The organism is Pseudomonas sp. LFS044, assembly GCF_047978245.1.
Classification (GTDB): Bacteria; Pseudomonadota; Gammaproteobacteria; order Pseudomonadales; family Pseudomonadaceae; genus Aquipseudomonas.
Window position 1 is genome coordinate 23,606 of record NZ_JBFPFX010000010.1, and the last position, 17,709, is coordinate 41,314.

The following is a 17,709-nucleotide window of genomic DNA, read 5'->3' on the forward strand; positions in this document are numbered from 1 at the left end:
TTATTGGATGCTGCCTGTTGCGGCTCTCGCCGCCAAAGGGCCTGCGGCACAGGTGGTGCACAGGGCCAATGGCCGTGCTCCACCTGTGCCGCAGGTTCAGCCGCGGGTGATTACTGAACGCTGGCGCGCATTTGCTCAGGCAGCTCAAGCTGCTTGCGCATCTTCGTCACTTCCGCAGCTGTGACCGGCTGGGCACTGTTGCCCCAGCTGTTGCGGGCAAATGTGAGGATGTCGGCGATCTCGCTGTCACTGAGCTTCCAGTCGAACGCCGGCATGCCGGCACCGGTGGTGTAGGTGTGGGTATGCACCGCACGCGCCCCCCCCAGGACCACGCTGGTGAGCGTGTCGGTGTTGGTCGCCAGGATCGCCTTGTTGCCGGCGAAACCAGTGATCATATGGCTCACACCCTCGCCCGCAGTGCCGTGACAGGCCGAACAGTGCACCTCGTACCCTTGCCCGCCGCGTTGCATGCGCGCATCGCTTGCGGCCAGTGCTTGAGGTGCGGGTTGCGGCGTGCCAGGCAACGACTTGAGGTAAACCGCAATGGCGCGCAGGTCTTGCTCGGTCAGGTGCTGCGTCGAGTTCTCGATCGCTTCGGCCATCGGCCCACTGGCCACTGCCACACCGTCACTGCCGGTTTTCAGGTAGTCGACGATCTGCTCGACCGAGCTGTCCCCCAAGCCCTGGTGCGGGTCGTTGGTGATGTTAGGCGCGAACCAAGTGCCTACCAGCCCACCCTGCAGGGCCTGGCTGGCAATCGGGCCACCCAAGGCGTTACGCGGGCTGTGGCAGGCTGCACAGTGCCCTGCCCCGTCAACCAGGTACCGGCCACGGTTCCACTCCACGCTTTGCCCAGGATCGGGGGCGTATGGCTGGTTGTCGAAAAACATCCAGTTCCAGCCGGCCATCAGCAAACGCTGGTTGAACGGGAAGTTCATGCCCGCCAGCTCGTCGACTTTGTGCGCCTTCGGCTCGATCGTGCTGAAGAATGCCCACAGCGCGCGCAGGTCATCGTCGCTCATGCGCGTGTAGTCGGTGTAAGGCATTGCCGGGAACAGCAGGCCATGACGGCCCTGGCCCTGGCGCACCGCATTGAAGAAGTCGCGCTGGGTGTAGTTGCCTATACCGGTTTCGCGGTCGGGGGTAATGTTGGACGACTGAATATCACCGAATGGCGTGCCGATCACATAGCCACCGGCAAAATCGCCACTCTTGGCCGTATGGCAGGCCGCACAGTCAGCGCCCCGCATTACATACTCACCCTGCTTGATCAGCGCCGCATCAGTGGACTTGAAATCGCCAAGACGCACCGTATCGTCAGCCACCTGCGAGCGTGCGGTGGAGTTGGCCTGGATGACCAGGCCGAGCATCACGGCACCAGCCAAGGCCAGCACGCCGCCGCCGATCAGGGCGGTTTTCTTGTTGAGCATCGCGGGCCTCACACCAGGGAACCGGGGTTGTGCTGATACTTTTCATGGATCGCGCGTGCCGTACGAATGGCCAAAGCGCCGACGGTGCTGGTGGGGTTGTAACCCGCGTTGGTCGGGAACGCCGATGCGCCGACCACGAACACGTTGTGTGCATCCCAGCTTTGCAGGTAGGTGTTGACCGCGCTGGTAAGCGGGTCTTCGCCCATGATCATGCCGCCTTGGGTGTGGTTGGAGTTCTCGTCGTACGGGCTCCAGGACTTTGCCGCCGAATTGAACGTTTGTACGTGCTTGGCACCCATCTTCTTGCCAATGTCCACTGCGCGCTGCTCGATGAAGCGGGCCATGTTGCGGTCGTTCTGGTTCCAGTCGAAGGTCATGCGCAGCAGCGGTGTGCCCCAGCGGTCCTTGTAGTTCGGGTCCAGTGACAAGTAGGCATCGCGGGTCGGCATCGAGGTGCCCTGGCCGAAGATGATGCCGTAGTTCTGGTAGTTGTCCTGGTAGTTCTGCTTGAAGCCTTTACCCCAGCGCGGGGTACCAGGCGGCAGCAGGCCGGAGCGACCAATCGGCATGCCCTCGCGGGAAACAGTGAGCAAGCCGGCGCCGCCAATGAAGTCGTGCTGGCTGTGATCGAAGTTGTCACCGTTGTAGTCGTCGACCTGGATACCCAGGCCACCAGCGCCAATGAACGGGTTGAGTGTCTGGTCCTCGAACCACACGTGGGCGCCCGAGCAGGTCTGGTAGTTGTAGGCACGGCCAAGAGTGCCGGTCTGGGTCACCGGGTCGTACTGCTGACCGATCTGGCTGATCATCATCAGCCGCGCGTTATCATAGGTGAACGAGCACAGCGCGACGATATCGGCCGGCTGGATCACTTCGCGGCCCTGTTCGTCGAAATAGCTCACGCCGGTGGCGGTCTTGCCGTCTTCAGCCTTATGGATCTTGGTCACGTAACCCTGGGTGATCAGGGTGAAGTTCTTGCGCCGCATCAGCGCCGGGATCACGCAGGCCTGGGGCGAAGACTTGGAGTAGTTACCGCAACCGTGGAACATGCAATAGCCACAGTAGGTGCAAGGCGCCATGCTTACCCCGAGCGGGTTCACATAGGCCGCGCCGACGTGGGCGACGGGGATGTAGAACGGGTGCAGGCCCATTTGCGCAGTGCTGTCGCGGTACATCTGCATCAGCTGCGATTCTTTGAGCGCTGGCGTCGGGAATTCCCGGCTGCGTGGCCCTTCGAAGGGGTTGCCACCAGGTTGCAGCTTGCCGTTGATATTGCCAGCCACACCGGAAATACCGGCGATGCGCTCGAAGCGGTCGTAGAACGGCTCGAGGTCGGCATAGGTGATGCCCCAGTCCTGCACCTGCTCCAGGCCCTTGAGCTTGCTCGCGCCGTAGCGCTCCAGCGTGGCCGAGCGCACGCGGAAGTCCCACTCGGAGAAGCGCCAGGCCATGCCGGCCCAATGGAAGCCTGCGCCACCGACCGACTTGCCCATCTGGAAGGCCTTCAGTTCACGCGTCGGCACCGCGGTCTGGCCTGACTGATTGCGGAACGTCAGGGTGTAATCACCTGGCTGCAGCAGCAGCTCGCGGCGTATGGTCCAGCGCAGTTCGTCCGGGTCGACCGCTGGCGGGGTATCGGTGGAGGTGTCGAGCCAGGGGCCGCGGTCGATGGCCACCACTTCCAGTCCGGCTCGAGTGAGTTCTTCGGCCATCAGCGAGCCGGCCCAGCCCAGGCCGACGATCACGACGTCAGCTTTCTTGCGTTGAATTGCCATGGGTATCTCCTGGGCTCAGCTCACCGGGATCAGGCTGATGGGCTCAAGGCCCAAGTCCTGACCGCGCCGGTCGATGTATTGGCGGTAGTCGTAACGGGCACCGGGGAAGCCAACCAGCTTCCAGCCGACCATCCCGCGGTTGCCGCCGTAAAGCGGGTCGGAGAAGTAGCCCTCACGCACGCTCATCAGCAGGAACTCGAACAGCCGGTTGCTGCTGCCCTTGCCTTCCCAATCGAGCTTGCCGGCCTCCAGATCAGACAGCACAGCGTCCATCTGCTCGCCTTCGAGCTCGGCGAAGGGTTTGGAATGGCGCGCCCGGGCGTGCCGGTCAATGAACGCGAGCCCAGCCAGGGTGTAGTCGCGGCGGGTGCGCAGGCTGATGGTCAGGCCCATCAGTTGCGACTCGTCGGCGCGCAGCGGCTGGTCCAGATAGAGGTCTTTCGACTCACCATAGGGCCCATTCATCTGGGCATCGAGAAAGTCCACGCACCCCGCTTCACTGGCCGATGGCCCAAGCTGGTCTTGGGGGATCAAGCGGTCGAACACCGCCGTCAGGGTGGCGCGAGCCTGGCCTTTGAACACGTTGCCCTGGCCGCCGCTCATGACCGGTGACGGCAGCATTTCGCGGGTCAAGCCGGTTTCTGAGGGCACCGACTTGAGTTCCACCGCACCGACCTTGGCAAGGCCTGCGGCGGCGAACAGCGCACCCATAGAACGCAAGGCGTCCCTACGCTTCATGGAATTCTCCTTATCGACAATCACGGGGGACCGTGGGCAGGTAGCGGTTTTTCGGGCGCACAAAGGCACACGGCGCGCACGGATGAGCACGTCGAAGCGATGGGGATGCAGTGGGCGAACGAAAAGCGCGGGATGCTGGGAGGTGTACCTGGCGACCTGCCAATCACGGCGGGCGCCAGTGTAGGGCGCGACATTACGCCACGCCATTGAGGCTTTGACGTGTTTACGTCAAAACACCATCAGGGTCGGACAGAATCAACGGTCTCGTCGATCACTATACGCAGCTGTGGGTGCACTTGCGGGGGCGCGGCCAGGTCACCGTTGGCGTAGAGCAGTTGCTGGATGGCGGCTTCTGCCTGCCCTTCAGGGTCCTGGTCGAGTACCAACGACAGCACCCCTTCGGCGAGCATCGCGGCATGCTGATGCGTCGCCTCATGGCTGATCCAGACAGGGCTTGCCTTGAAACGCTTCAGCCCGCGATGCACTCCGGTCGATCCACTGCCCGTGGTATACAACCCGGCGATTGGCGCAGCCTGGCTGGCGTATTCGCTGAGTGTCGCCGCGTTCAGGTCGTCATCATCAAAGCATTCCAACGGCCCAAGCACCGCGACGTTCGGCGCCCGTTCGCCCATGACTTCGAGAAACCCTTGAACCCGCTGCTGATGAGCGTGGTACAGCAGCGAATTGGTCACCAGCAATACCGGGCCCTGACCCGGGCGGACCCACTGGCTCATCAGCCGGCCGGCGGCACGGCCGGCCTTGTGGTTATCGATGCCGACATAGGTTGCGCCCGTCAGCCCCGAGAGGCTGCTGGTCAGCAGCACCACCGGAACGCCGGCATCCATTTGCGCCTTCAGCGCAGCGCGTACTTCAGGGGTGTCCTGAGCCACCACGATCATGCCCTGGCGCGGCACCTTGGGCTTATTGATCAACGCCAGCAACTGCTGCGGATCTCGCTCTTGCCAGACTTGGCGCTGCAGGACCAGGCGCGAGCGGTGCATCTGCGCCTGCTGAACGAACGCTGCCGTCAGCCGCTGGAAGTGATCGGTTGCACTGTCGACCATCAGCAGGTCGAAACGCAGCAGACCGTGCACCGGCGATGGCAGTAAGCGCTTGAGCCCTAGAGCCTGCGCCGCTTGCAGCACTTTGCGGCGCTTACTGTCGGAGACACTGCCGCGTTCGTTCAACACGCGGTCCACGGTGCTCAGGCTGACCCCTGCCTGACGGGCAACATCGGCCATGCGCTGGCGACGCTCGATCTTGTCCACCTTGCAACATCCAGTTACTTAAAGCGGGCAGTCTGCCATGCCTGCCCGGTTTTAGCCTACTGCCGTCGAGCTCAGCCCTGCCCTTGCTTGTTGACCGCCAAGGGTACAAACCGCCGCGGGATAAGCCGACGATGCAACAACCAGCCGTCCAGTGAAAACTTCCCGGCGCCCGTCATCATCACCCCGCCGAACACGATCATCAGCAGCATCACGTACTCCCAACCACCACCGCCTGCCGAGGCCCACGCGTAACCGCGGCTCCATTCCCCACCAAAACCGACGGTGGCCACCAGGAAGTAGATGAGGCTGACGAACGCGCCCAGCCTGGCAAACAGGCCAAGACCGACACTGACTGCACTGGCGAACTCGATCAAACCGCCCAGAATCACGAATGCCGCAGCCATTTCCCCCAGGCCGAAACCCTGGAAGCCCGCTTCGAGCTTATGAAACCAGCCCATGCCGGCAAAGATCTTTTCAGCGCTGTGGCAGAGCTCGTTCAAGCCGAAGTACATGCGCACGAGCGTCGCCTGCCACAACAAGGTGCCCAACCACGCACCTGGCTTGGAGCCGTCTCGGCGCAGGTCGCTGAAGGCACAGTCCACGAACTGTAGAAAGATCGGAATGGCGGCGATACTCGCGACCCACACCATTACCTGCGCGTCATTCATGGCCGCGACGCGCCAGGCGAGCAGAAACGGCAGCAGCGACAACAGGTAGCCAGGCGCGAACACCCTGGGTGTGATCATTACGGCGCTGAGCAAGGCCACACCCATCCAGAAGGTGCTGGACCAGGCTGCGAAATCTGGCAACGTATGGTTGCCCCAGCCACAGTAGACAGCGGCCAGCAGCGTAGCCGCCAGCCCCGCCACGCTGAGCGAGTGAGGCATGGTCGAAGGCTTCAGGAGGCCATAATCGCTGGCAGAAGCGCCATCGACAGGGTCAAGACGCAGGGTGGCACTGTTCATGGATGGGTCTCCTTGAGGGGTTGCGGAGCAGGCAGCGTTTTTTCGAAGGCGCGAACGACTTCGGTGGCAAAGCGCTGCTCTTGGGCATCACTGGCACCACCCGCCACTCCCATTCCGCCGACGCGCTGGCCCTGCTGGCGTATCACCAGGCCCGCTACCGCCGGCAGGATGCCCGGGATGCTGCCCAGTTGCAGGTTGTCCTTGCGCGCCATGTCGTAGAACACCACCGTGTCGACATCGTTGATTGCGGCCGAGTTGGCTTTTTTGATGGCTGCCTCGACGCACCCCGGCGCCGCGCCATCCATGCGTTTGAACGCCAGCAGGTAACCGCTGGCATCGGTGATCGCGATGCATGGGTGCAACCCTTCGCCAATCGCCTTGGCAACTGCCCGGTCCAGCAGCGCGGAGGCTCCGGCCAGCGACAGGTTCGCCGTGCCAAGCAATGGCTCAGGTGTATCGGCGGCGCTGGCCAGAGGCAAGGCTCCCGCGACAGCGGCGCTTAACAGTAAACGTGACAAGCTCATGTTCGATTCCTTGCAGACAAAGTGCAGGTCAAATACGGCCCCCAGCAACACCGGAGGCCGCTGCCTCAATGGAACGTGGCCGCCACGTCTTCAGCCAGTTTCTGTTCGGTCAGGTCTGTCGCGCCGCTGATGCCCACACTGCCAATCACGTTGTTGTCATGCTTGACCACTACGCCGCCCACCGCTGGCAGGATGCCCGGAATGGTGCCGATGGCCAGGTTCTCTTTTCGCGCCAGGTCGTAGAAGGTGATGGTATTGATGGCAAAGCGCGCTGCAGACTTGGCCTTGGCGATCGACGCTTCGACGCAACCGGCGTAAGCGCCCTGCATGCGGGTAAAGGCCAGCAGATGCCCGTCGGCGTCGGTCACGGCAATACAGATGTTCATGCTGCGGCTGCGGGCCATCTCGGTTGCGCGTTCGGCCAACTGCTGGGCCGCAGCGGTCGACAGGTTTTCCTGGGTGACCACTGAAGTACTCGGCGCATTAGCCGCCTGCACATGGGTGAAAGCGGAAGCGATGAAGGCGAAGCTCAAAGCGGCCATGCTGTTTTTTGTTTTCATGGTTACAACTCCTGGGTTTACGACCTGTGCGCCATTGCACAGGCAGGCTTGGAAAATGTATGGGGGCCTTTTGCGCAGGCGTAGGCACCCTGCGGCCGCCAATGACGGCCGCTGGATCATGGGTGTGAAAGGTGCAGGGTTGGCAGGCGCCGCAACACCTGCCCGGGGGCTCAACGTGTGGTGGCTAACGGTTTGCCGACCAGTCCAGGGACTTTCTCCCGATCGCCAAGGTTTTTGGGCAGCTGCAGCTTGTAGATCTTGAATGGCAACTGCAGCGCATCCTTTCCGCCCGGCCCACGGTTAGACGCCATGCGGGCACTCTGCGGAACCGGTATATACAGCTCGCGCTGGTCGGAAATGATCATCGCGTCGGGATTGGCCAAGCGCTCGTCCTCCGCGACAACGCGCAGGGTGCCATCCGGCGAGTAGACGGTGACCCGAGGCTTGTCGTACTCGCCCATGTAAATATTGCCGGCACTGTCGATTGCGGTGCCGGTGAGCGGGTTGGTGTTGTAGACGAACTGCACTTGCTTGCCCAACGCCTCATCGCTCAGCCCTGGGTCACGCAGGCCGGCGGTCGGTACCCGCCACAATGGCCCGCTCAGCGGCTGGTAATAGAGCCACTGGCCATCGGGACTGATCTCGATGGGGTCTGAGTGCACCTGGTGATCACTGCCGTCCGGCAGCAACAACACATGGCCGTCTTCACCGATTGGCCGTCGGGTTGGAATCATCTGCGTCGACGGGTGCCCCGCCAGCCGCCTGACAGCGTCACCGGTGCGCAAGTTGACGACGATGACCCCACCCAGGCCGGAGTCGGTCACATAGGCGTGTTCGCTGTCCAGGCGCAAATCATTGAGGTTCGCGCCAGCCGGCAGCACGCTGGCGGGTAGGCTGATGCTGCGCAACAGCTTGCCGCTGCGGGTATCGAACTGGAGGATCTTCTGCCCGGGATTGATGCCTTCAGGGCCTGCATCCTCGCCTTGGTCGATCGCCCACAAGGTGTCATCGTCGAAGATGTGGATGGTGTTGATCTTTACCAGCGCGGCCGCACTTGGCTTGCCCGGCGCCCAGTCGTTCCACTGCCCGCCTGGGAAGGGCTTGAGGCTGCCATCAGGCATGACCTCAGCAATGGAGGGGGTTTTCTCGAACCCCGGCCAGCGCGGCAGGCCGACGAACAGGCGACCGTCAGAGGTCAGCGCCACCGCATTGCACAGCCAATCCAGGCGTGCCACTTCAGTGAGCGCGGGGCCCATGGCCGGCCACTGGCTGGCGTGTGCCTGCGGGGTGCCGGCCAGGCCGGTCAGGCACGTTGCCAGGCTCAAGGCGCGGAACAGCTTTCTGCTCTTGTACATTATTGTTGTCCTTGTCAGTAATGTGGCCACAGCGGGTATCAATTGGCAGCCGCAGCGTTGAGAGACGGGCCGGATCGCGCATCATCCTGGCCGTTGGCGCCCTCGTCTGGGCGGCGCAGCGGGCCGACGATCACCAGGTAGCTGACGAACGCACCGACGGCATTCAGGGCGACGTAGATCAAAGCGCCGTTGAACGAGTTCATCGACTGCACCATGTAGCCAATCACCACCGGTGTGACGATGCCGGCCAGGCTGCCGAAGGTATTGAAGATGGCGCCATTCATGCCAATGCTGTCCTTGGGCGAGACGTCCGCGATGATTGCCCAACCCAGGGCGCCCACCCCCTTTCCGAAGAACGCCAGCGCCATGAACAGCACCACCAGCAGGTTGGTTTCCACGTAGTTGCACAAGATCATGCTCATCGACAGCGCCATGCCGATGAAGATCGGCAGCTTGCGCGCCAGGGTCAACGACATGCCTTTGCGCAACATCCAGTCGGACGCCATGCCCCCGGTGATTCCCCCCACGAAGCCGCAGATCGCCGGCACTGCGGCGAGCAACCCGGCATCGAGCAGCGACAGCCCACGCTGCTGCACCAGGTACACGGGGAACCAGGTGAGGAAGAAAAACGTCAAGGTACTGATGCAGAATTGGGCCAGGTAGATCCCCAGGTACATGCGCTGCCTGAGCAAACCACGGGCACGTTGCCAGGTCTGTTTCCAGCCTTCTGCCTGCGGGCGGCTGGCCGCATGCTCTCGCAGGCTAGCGCCTCCCACGCGCATGGCCTCCAGCTCCGAAGGTGTGATGGAGGGATGCTCGACCGGCGCTTTGATTCGGCGGATGAATACCAACCCCATGAGCACGCCGGCGAGGCCCATCACATAGAACACCCACGGCCAGCCCCAGCGAGTGGATATCCAGGCCAGCAGCGGCGTGAACACCACCGCTGCGAAATACTGTGAGGAATTGAAGATCGCCGTTGCAGTACCGCGCTCGGCAGTGGGAAACCACATCGAAACGATCTTGCTGTTGGCAGGAAAGCACGGGGCCTCGGCCGCACCGACCATGAAGCGCAGGATGAACACGGCGAAAAACGCGAGCCCTACCGGCATCATCGCCACCGTGCCAATCAGGCCGGTGAATACCGACCAGGCGACGATCGCCAGGCCCAGCACACGGATGCTGCCGAACCGGTCAATGGCCAGTCCACCGGGCAGTTGCAGTAGCATGTAGGCCCAGGCAAAGGCGGAGAACAGCCAGCCCATCTGGGCATGCCCCAAACCCATTTCGTCGGCCAGGCTGGCGCCGGCGATGGACAGCGTGGCGCGGTCGCCCTGGTTGATGATCATCATCACGAACAGCAGGATGATGACTTCGTAGCGGCGATGTTCGGCAAAAAAACGGCGCAGAGAATGTGTTTTTTTCATTGTATTCTCGATGGCGGATTGGCGGCGCAGTCAAGTTGCTGCACCGCAACCACTCAGCAGTGGGTTTCTCGGATGATTGCGTCCGCCCGCCGCCGGATTTCCGGCCGCAGCGCCGTCCCCAGTCCCGGCAAAGTCGGCGCGAGCGCGAAGCCCGCTTCGATCTGCGGCACCTGGGTCACCAATTCGCCATACCAGGTCGACAGCGACGCGCGCACGACCTCCTGCAGCACGGCAGTGGGTGCATGCAGCCCCAGGTGCAGGCCGGCGTACAGCGCCACGGGCCCGGTGCAGTCATGCGGTGCCAGCGGCTTGTTGTAGGCCTGGGCCAACGCGGCAATCTTGCGTGCCTCGGTGAAACCACCGCACCACACCAGGTCCAGCATCAGATAATCGAGGCTGCCGGCGTTGAGCAGGTCGCGGTAGGCAGTGCTGCCGCCGAGTGTCTCGCTGGCGCAGATCGGCACCCGGGTACGGTTGCGCAGGTCGGCCAGGGCCTGGGTATCGTCCATTTTGCACAGCGGGTCTTCCACCCAGTACACATCGAAGGCCTCCAGTGCCTGGCAGATACGCAGGGCTGCAGTGCTGTCCCAGAGGCTGTGCATCTCGCACATGATTTCGATGCGATCCCCCACAGCCTGGCGAATCTGGCGGAACGCCTCACAGCCTTTGCGCACCTCTTCAAGGCTGATGCTGTTGGCCCCCTGCTGGCGGGCAAACGGGTCGAACGGCCAGATTTTCATGGCCGTGTAGCCCTCTTCCACCAGGCTGATCGCCAGGGCGCCGGCATCGCGGCTGAAGGCCAGTTGATCGTCGTAGGGGCCCTGCGCACGATCGGCCGCAGTGATCTCGCGGCGTGCGCCTTGCTGAGTGTTGAAGTCATAGCCGGCGCAGGTGTTGTACACACGAATCCGCTCGCGGCAGGCACCGCCCATGGCTTCGTGGATAGGCACACCATGACGCTGGCCCTTGAGGTCCCACAGGGCGATGTCCACCGCGCTGGCGGCGCGGATTTCAGCGCTTGCGCTGTGGTAGCCGATGTACGGGTTGCTGAGTTCCAGGGCGATGGCCTCGATTTGCCGCGAATCCCTGCCGATCAGACCTGGCGCAATGAGTTCGTGTATCGCAGCTTCTACAGTGGCAGCACCGCGAAAGGTTTCGCCCAGGCCGATAAGCCCTTCATCGGTTTCGATCTCCAGCCATATCAGCTTGGGGCGCTCGGGCAGGCGCAGGGTTCTAACGCAGGTTATCTTGGACATTGTTCTTATCCTGAATCCATTCCAGCCAAATGGTATCGTTACCATTTCCGCTAAAAAACCTAGCGCATTGCATCAGGATGGACAAGAGCATTTGAGTTATTAATTAAAAAAATGTCGATCTGATAACGTTACCTTTACACCACGAAGCAGCGCTGGATCCCGCTAGACAGTGCTATCGCGCTTCACCAGCTCAAAGCCGATATCGACCGTTTTCAACGACACGCCATCACCCTGCAAGCGCTCCAAAAGCATCATTGCGGCTGTCTGCCCCATGAGCGTGCCGTCGATCCTGACCGTGGACAAGGCGGGAAAGGTATGAGCCGCGAATGCCATGTCACCGAACCCCATTACCGCCAGCTGATCCGGCACGCGGATGCCACGGGCAGCGGCTTCAGTGAGCACACCCTGAGCAATGGTGTCGGAGGTGCACACCACCACAAAGGGCTCGTTGGCATCGCCAGGCAAAGCCTGTAACAAGGCGCTCAGCCCCTCGCGCCCCTGCGCCAGCGACGGCAAGCCTTGCCAGGTGCGCCGGTGCAGGTCAGTGAACCCCTCCTCGGCCAGCGCCTGGCTGAAGCTGTCAGCGCGCCGCAAACCGCGTGGGTCATCGACAGCGAACAGGGCGAAATGCCGATAGCCTTGGCCAAGCAGATGCCGAGCAACGTCGCGGCCCGCCTGCTCATGGGAAAACCCGACCAGCATATCGATCGGTTCGGCTGACAAATCCCAGGTTTCCACTACCGGCACGCCCGCAGCCCGCAGACGGTTGCGGCTGGTGGTGGTATGCAGGGTGCCGGTGAGGATGATGCCGTCCGGGCGACGGCTGAGGATCACCTCAAGCAACTCCTGCTCCTGCTCACTCTGGTAACCCGAGACGCCCAACAGCACCTGATACCCAGCCTTGGCCAGGCGCTCGTTGATCGCCTGGAACGCGTCGGAAAAAATCGGGTTGGTTACCATCGGCACCACTACCGCCACCAGCCGAGTCCGGCTGGACTTCAGCGAACCGGCCAGGCGGTTGTGCACATAGCCGGTTTGCTCGATGGCGCGGCGTACTTTCAGGCGGGTAGGCTCACGCACGGTTTCCGGCTGGTTGAGATAGCGCGATACCGTCATGGGCGCAACTCCGGCCAAACGAGCCACGTCGCTCAAGGTGACTGCCGCACGCCCCTGCCCTTTGCCCTCTGAAGACATACCTGCCCTACCCCGTGATCCAGCGTTCGATAAGTCGCGCAAGAGTAGCCTGCGAAAATTTTGAAGGAAACCCATCAAAAGCATCGTGGCGCGATGTTCTGTCACAGCCCTAGACTCGCCCCGCTTGGATTCGAAGCAACGTTCAGCCCCGTCGGTGACTTGCCGGGGACCTGCCTGCCCGGCCGAACACACAGTGTGCGGCGCACGTTGCATCAAGCCGATAACAATAACTCAAGCGTCATCGCGCGGTGCCAGGCACCGATTGCGGTCGATGCACGTCCTGAGGATGATGGACATGAACAGACGTGAAGCCTTGATATCGCTTGTTCAAATCAGCGCCCTTGGCGCGATCAGCAGCGCCAGCGCCGGCGTGATACGTTCCGATAGCCACTTCCCTGTTGGCACCCAGGCTGATGCGCTGCCGTCGCCGCCAACCCCGGGTGCACTGGTGTATTTCACCGCTGCCGAAGCACATGAAGTGACAGCCATCTTCGACCGGCTCATTCCCGAAGACGAGCTGGGCATAAGTGCCAGCCAGGCGGGTTGCGTGGTCTTTATTGACCGCCAGCTGGCCGGCCCCTACGGCCAGGCGGCCAGCACCTATCGCCTTGGCCCCTACAAGCAAGGCACGCCCGAACAAGGCCCGCAATTCCAGCTAACCCCCGCCCAGCGTTACCGTGAAGCCCTTGCACGTCTGGGCGACTACTGTCGCACCCAGTACGGCACGCTGTTCAGCGCACTCGACCCCGACCGCCAGGACGACCTGCTTCGCGCCATGGAAGCCGGCCAGGACCGCCTGCCATTACCCCTGGGTGCCGGTTTCTTCGCCCTGCTGCTGCAGAACGTGCGTGAAGGTTACCTGGCTGACCCGATGTACGGCGGCAACCGCAACATGGTGGGCTGGCGCTTGATCGGCTTTCCGGGGGCACGCTACGACTACCGGCCCTACCTTCACAAAAAGGGCCAACCACTCCACCTGGAACCAGTGAGCCTTCTCGACAAGGCAGTCTGACCGGGAACACAGCCTATCGCACACCCTTCGCGCAGGGCGGTCACGGCATCTGCTGGCGCCCGGCTGCGCGCGAACCAAGGAACACGCATGAAAACAACAAGACCTAAAGCGGACGTGGTTGTCATCGGCCTGGGCTGGTCGGGCTCGGTGATTGCAGAGGAACTGGCCAGGGCTGGGCTGCGGGTAGTCGCCATCGAACGCGGCGCCTGGCGTGACACCGCCACCGACTTTCCACCCTCGGTGGACACCGACGAGCTGCGCTGGGCAACGCGCAGGGAAATTCTTCAGGCACCGCGCCAGGAAACCTACACCGTACGCAACAACGCCCGTCAGGAGGCGCTGCCCGTTCGCGAGTGGAGCAACCTCACCCTCGGCAACAATGTGGGTGGCGCAGGCACGCACTGGGCCGCAGCCTCCTGGCGCTTCAACCCGTTCGACTTCGAGCCTTACAGCAAGACCGTGGAGCGTTACGGCAAGGGCCACTTGCTGCCTGGCCTGCAGGTGCAGGACTGGGGTGTCACCTACCAGGAACTGGAGCCTTTCTACGATCGCTTCGAGCGCATTGCCGGCACGAGTGGCAAGGCAGGTGTCATCCAAGGCGTGGTCATGCCCGGCGGCAACCCGTTCGAGGGCTCACGCAGCCGTGAATTCCCTACGCCGCCATTGGTCCCGAGCCACTGGAACGACATCTTCAGCGAGAAGACTACGCAGATGGGCTATCACCCGTTCCCTGTGCCTGCCGGAACGATATCCCAGGCCTACGTCAACCCGCTGGGTGTCCGTATGGGGCCCTGCACCTATTGCGGTTACTGCCAGCTGTTCGGCTGCGGCAACTGGTCCAAGAGCAGCCCCAACGCCTGCGTCGTGCCCGCATTGATGCGCCACTCCACCTTCGAGCTGCTGACCGAGACCGAAGTCCTGCATATCAACAAGTCGCCCGATGGCAAGACCGCAACCGGCGTCAGCTACGTCGACAAGAACGGCGTGCGTGGCGAACAACCTGCCGACATCGTCATCGTCGCTGCCTATCAACTCGACAATGTGCGCCTGATGCTGCTCTCGGGCATCGGCGAGCCTTACGACCCGCGCACACGACGCGGGGTGATCGGGCGCAACTACAGCTTCCAGACCCTTTCGTATGCCTACCTGTGGTTCGAGAACGCACACCTCAATCCGTTCATGAACACCGGCTGCCTGGCGATTCAGATCGACGACTTCAATGCCGACAACTTCGACCACAGCGGGTTGGGGTTCATTGGCGGTGCGGGTATCCAGTCGTTGTCCAACAGCGGCTTGCCGATTGGCATGGCCGGCGTACTGCCCAAAGGCGCCCCGGCCTGGGGCAAGGGGTGGAAGCAGGCGTTCCGCCACAGCTACCAGAACTGGGCGATGATCCAGGGCCAAGGCACCAGCTACGCGCATGAAGACATGTACTTCGACCTGGACCCGACCTACAAGGACAACTACGGTCGACCGCTGATGCGCATGACGTTCGATTACAACCTCAACGACAAACGCTCAGGTGAGTTCATCCGGCAAAAGTGCGAGCAGATCGCCAAGGCTGTCGGAGGCCAGCATATCGAGTCCTACAACTTCGCTGCAGACCACTACACGCCATTTCGCGCCAATGACTCGTCGCACACCAACGGCGGTGTGGTCATGGGCACCGCCCCCACCACCAGCGCACTGAACCGCTATCAGCAATCCTGGGCCGCGCACAACGTGTTCGTGCTTGGCGCTTCATCGTTCCCCAATAACGGCGGCTATAACCCCACCGTGACCATTGGTGCGCTGGCGTTGTGGACCGCCAAGGCGATCCTCGAGCACTACCTGAAAAACCCTGGCCCATTGGTACAAGCATGAGGAGAGCTGGCATGAGCAAGAAAAAACTGCTGGTAGCGACTGTCGCCTCGCTGGCACTGGTGGGGCTGGGCGCCGCCCTGTACAGCAACAACAATACCGCTGCCGATGACGTCGCCGACGACCAGGTCACGGCAGCCCAAGCCAGCCCCGCCGACCCGGCCGCTATCGCCCGCGGTGCCTATGTATCGATTCAGGGTGACTGCGCCGCTTGTCACAGTGTTCCGGGCGGCAAGCCGTTCGCCGGCGGTTATGGTTTGCAGACGCCGTTCGGGGTGATCTATTCAACCAACATAACCCCTGCCCTCAACACCGGCCTGGGCCACTGGACCGAGCGCGACTTCTTCCGGGCCGTGCGCCACGGCAAGCACAAGGATGGGCAGCTGTTGTACCCGGCCATGCCCTACAACGCTTACGTGCGCTTCAAAGACGATGACATGCACGACTTATGGGCCTATATACGCTCACTGCAACCTGTCGAGCAGCCGGCAAAGCAGAACACGCTGGGCTTCCCGTACAACATCCGCCTGGCGATGCACGGGTGGAACCTGCTGTTCTTCGACAACTCACCGTTCCAGGCCGACCCATCGCAGTCTGAACAATGGAACCGCGGCCGTTACCTGGTAGACGGTGCTGGCCATTGTGCCTCGTGTCACACACCGAAGAACCTGCTCGGCGGCGATACTGGCCGCTACCTGCAAGGTGCAGATGTAGCCGGCAGCCATGCACCCGAAATCACCGGGGATCGATACCACGGTCTAGGGGCCTGGAGCGCCGAGCAGATCCAGCAGTACCTCAAGACTGGCAGCAACCACCAGGCAGTGGCATCAGGCACGATGGCCGAAGTCATCGCGTTTTCGAGCCAGTATTTAAATGATCATGACCTGGCAGCGATTGCCGAATACCTGCATTCACTGCCAGGTTCGCAGGCCGCCAAGCCCGAAGCGCTTGCTCAAGCGACGCCAGTCATGCGCCGTGGTGCCGCCGTTTATGAGCACAACTGCATGGCCTGCCACAATGTCGGCGGTGAGGGCATCCCTGGCATGGTTACCGGCTTCGCCGACAATCCGGGGATTCGTGCAGCAAGCCACTCCAACCTGGTGACAACGGTACTGGCCGGCAGCAGAGCCGCGATCACCGAGGCAAATGTCACCGGTGCCGGCATGCCTTCGTTCGACTGGAAGCTCAGCAATGCCGACATTGCTGCGGTGCTGACCTACGTGCGCAACAGTTGGGGAAACGCTGCGCCAGAGATACCGGCAGCGGAGGTTGCGAGGGCCCGGGAGTACCTGGGCAAACAAGCAAACCTGCAAAACGGCTTCTAAGCCGCTGTCACGGTTGCAGTACCCCGCGCGAACGAGGGGCCATTCGGGTCACAGCACTCAGGGCTGTGATTCGAACCGTTCGGCCATCCATTTGGCCATTCGATCGTAAAGCGCCTCGACCTCGTCGTCGCCAAATGCCCTGAGGGATGAGTGGATCATCCCCCGTCCTACCACCAACTGAACGGGCACGGCACACTTGCTTAACGCGCTGGCATAGGCAACACCGTGATCGCGCAGCGGGTCAATTTCGGCGACACCGATAAACGCCGGCGCCAGTCCTTGATGATTGGCTGCCTCAAGGGGCATGGCGCATGCATCGAACCGATTGGCGTCATCAGGTAAATAGCCGGCCAGGGATTTCTGCAAGCCTTCAACAGTCATCATAGGTGCTTGGGCATGCTCTGACATGGAAGGTAAATCAGTGCGGGTTGTGAGCACCGGGTAAACGAGCACCTGCCCCAACGGTTGTGCCTCGCCGTCCCTGCGCAGTGCCATGCATAACCCTGCAGCCAGCGTCCCCCCAGCACTGTCGCCCGCGACGATCAGCCGTTCGGTGCACAGATCGTCGGCCAGGCGCCCTTGGCGTAAGCCTTGCCAGGCTTTCAGGCAATCGTCCAGCGGCGCCGGATACGGATGCTCTGGGGCAAGCCGATACTCCACCGCGACGATTGCCGCTTGCAGGCGGGAAGCGAGGGCAAAGGCAAACCAGTCATGCGTATCCAGGCTACCCAGATCCCAGCCCCCGCCGTGCACGTACAGCAGTGTTGGCCATCCACCGCGTGGCGCAGCCGCCTGCGGCTTGTACACGCGCAGGCGCACGCCTTCATGTTCAAGGTCATCGATGCGCCAGTGCGCGGGTGCCGCACCGGTGCATGCACGGCAGGCGGCGAGAAACGCGCGCCTGCGCGCCTGCAGGTCCTGCCCTGCCGGCGCGAAGGCCTGGGCACGTTCAACGTAGGCTCTCATGTGTGGGCTGAGCTGTTCAGACATCGTTTCGAAGCTCCAAAAAATTGCATCCAC

15 protein-coding genes are annotated in these 17,709 nt (G+C 62.3%); 3 read left to right on the forward strand and 12 right to left on the reverse strand.

Translation table 11 applies throughout. The features are described from left to right. Positions 1–110: 110 nt before the first annotated feature. From ACNQPL_RS10755 to ACNQPL_RS10805, 11 genes are all read right to left on the reverse strand, one after another. Entirely contained in the window at positions 111–1,430 is a 1,320-nt protein-coding gene (locus ACNQPL_RS10755; protein ID WP_346613347.1) for a cytochrome c, read from the reverse strand. Positions 1,431–1,438: 8 nt separating this feature from the next. Then, positions 1,439–3,205: a GMC family oxidoreductase gene (locus tag ACNQPL_RS10760; RefSeq protein ID WP_346613348.1), complete on the reverse strand. Its 1,767-nt coding sequence runs from the start codon at positions 3,203–3,205 to the stop codon at positions 1,439–1,441. Positions 3,206–3,220: 15 nt separating this feature from the next. Continuing rightward, on the reverse strand, positions 3,221–3,943 hold the full coding sequence (locus tag ACNQPL_RS10765) for a gluconate 2-dehydrogenase subunit 3 family protein (protein ID WP_346613349.1): 723 nt from the start codon (positions 3,941–3,943) through the stop codon (positions 3,221–3,223). A gap of 239 nt (positions 3,944–4,182) precedes the next feature. Continuing rightward, entirely contained in the window at positions 4,183–5,211 is a 1,029-nt protein-coding gene (locus tag ACNQPL_RS10770) for a LacI family DNA-binding transcriptional regulator (RefSeq protein ID WP_138736632.1), read from the reverse strand. Between the two features lie 71 nt (positions 5,212–5,282). Beyond that, positions 5,283–6,176, reverse strand: a complete 894-nt coding sequence (locus tag ACNQPL_RS10775; RefSeq protein ID WP_416466680.1) for a DoxX family protein — start codon at positions 6,174–6,176, stop codon at positions 5,283–5,285. Then, positions 6,173–6,700, reverse strand: a complete 528-nt coding sequence (locus ACNQPL_RS10780) for a heme-binding protein (RefSeq protein ID WP_346613351.1) — start codon at positions 6,698–6,700, stop codon at positions 6,173–6,175. The genes ACNQPL_RS10775 and ACNQPL_RS10780 overlap by 4 nt, the downstream gene beginning before the upstream one ends. 65 nt (positions 6,701–6,765) lie before the next feature. After that, positions 6,766–7,260, reverse strand: coding sequence for a heme-binding protein (locus ACNQPL_RS10785; protein WP_346613352.1), 495 nt, complete (start codon positions 7,258–7,260; stop codon positions 6,766–6,768). Positions 7,261–7,430: 170 nt separating this feature from the next. Next, complete coding sequence (locus tag ACNQPL_RS10790) at positions 7,431–8,615, reverse strand: L-dopachrome tautomerase-related protein (protein WP_346613353.1); 1,185 nt, start codon at positions 8,613–8,615, stop codon at positions 7,431–7,433. A 38-nt stretch (positions 8,616–8,653) separates the two neighbouring features. After that, the gene (locus ACNQPL_RS10795) at positions 8,654–10,042 is read right to left on the reverse strand and encodes an MFS transporter (protein WP_416466681.1); all 1,389 of its coding nucleotides are present in this window, start codon (positions 10,040–10,042) and stop codon (positions 8,654–8,656) included. Between the two features lie 53 nt (positions 10,043–10,095). After that, complete coding sequence (locus tag ACNQPL_RS10800; RefSeq protein ID WP_346613355.1) at positions 10,096–11,298, reverse strand: mandelate racemase/muconate lactonizing enzyme family protein; 1,203 nt, start codon at positions 11,296–11,298, stop codon at positions 10,096–10,098. Positions 11,299–11,460: 162 nt separating this feature from the next. Further along, positions 11,461–12,492 carry a LacI family DNA-binding transcriptional regulator gene (locus ACNQPL_RS10805; protein ID WP_259135943.1) on the reverse strand — a complete coding sequence of 344 codons (1,032 nt, stop codon included), beginning with the start codon at positions 12,490–12,492 and terminating at the stop codon, positions 11,461–11,463. A 295-nt stretch (positions 12,493–12,787) separates the two neighbouring features. On the opposite strand from ACNQPL_RS10805, the gene ACNQPL_RS10810 reads away from it, so the two are divergent. From ACNQPL_RS10810 to ACNQPL_RS10820, 3 genes are all read left to right on the forward strand, one after another. Further along, positions 12,788–13,504 carry a gluconate 2-dehydrogenase subunit 3 family protein gene (locus ACNQPL_RS10810; protein ID WP_346613356.1) on the forward strand — a complete coding sequence of 239 codons (717 nt, stop codon included), beginning with the start codon at positions 12,788–12,790 and terminating at the stop codon, positions 13,502–13,504. Between the two features lie 87 nt (positions 13,505–13,591). After that, complete coding sequence (locus ACNQPL_RS10815) at positions 13,592–15,367, forward strand: GMC family oxidoreductase (RefSeq protein ID WP_346613357.1); 1,776 nt, start codon at positions 13,592–13,594, stop codon at positions 15,365–15,367. 11 nt (positions 15,368–15,378) lie between these two features. Next, the gene (locus ACNQPL_RS10820) at positions 15,379–16,689 is read left to right on the forward strand and encodes a c-type cytochrome (protein WP_346613358.1); all 1,311 of its coding nucleotides are present in this window, start codon (positions 15,379–15,381) and stop codon (positions 16,687–16,689) included. A gap of 57 nt (positions 16,690–16,746) precedes the next feature. Here ACNQPL_RS10820 and ACNQPL_RS10825 read toward each other — a convergent pair whose 3' ends face one another. Next, positions 16,747–17,679 carry an alpha/beta hydrolase gene (locus ACNQPL_RS10825; RefSeq protein WP_416466682.1) on the reverse strand — a complete coding sequence of 311 codons (933 nt, stop codon included), beginning with the start codon at positions 17,677–17,679 and terminating at the stop codon, positions 16,747–16,749. Between the last annotated feature and the right edge of the window lie 30 nt (positions 17,680–17,709).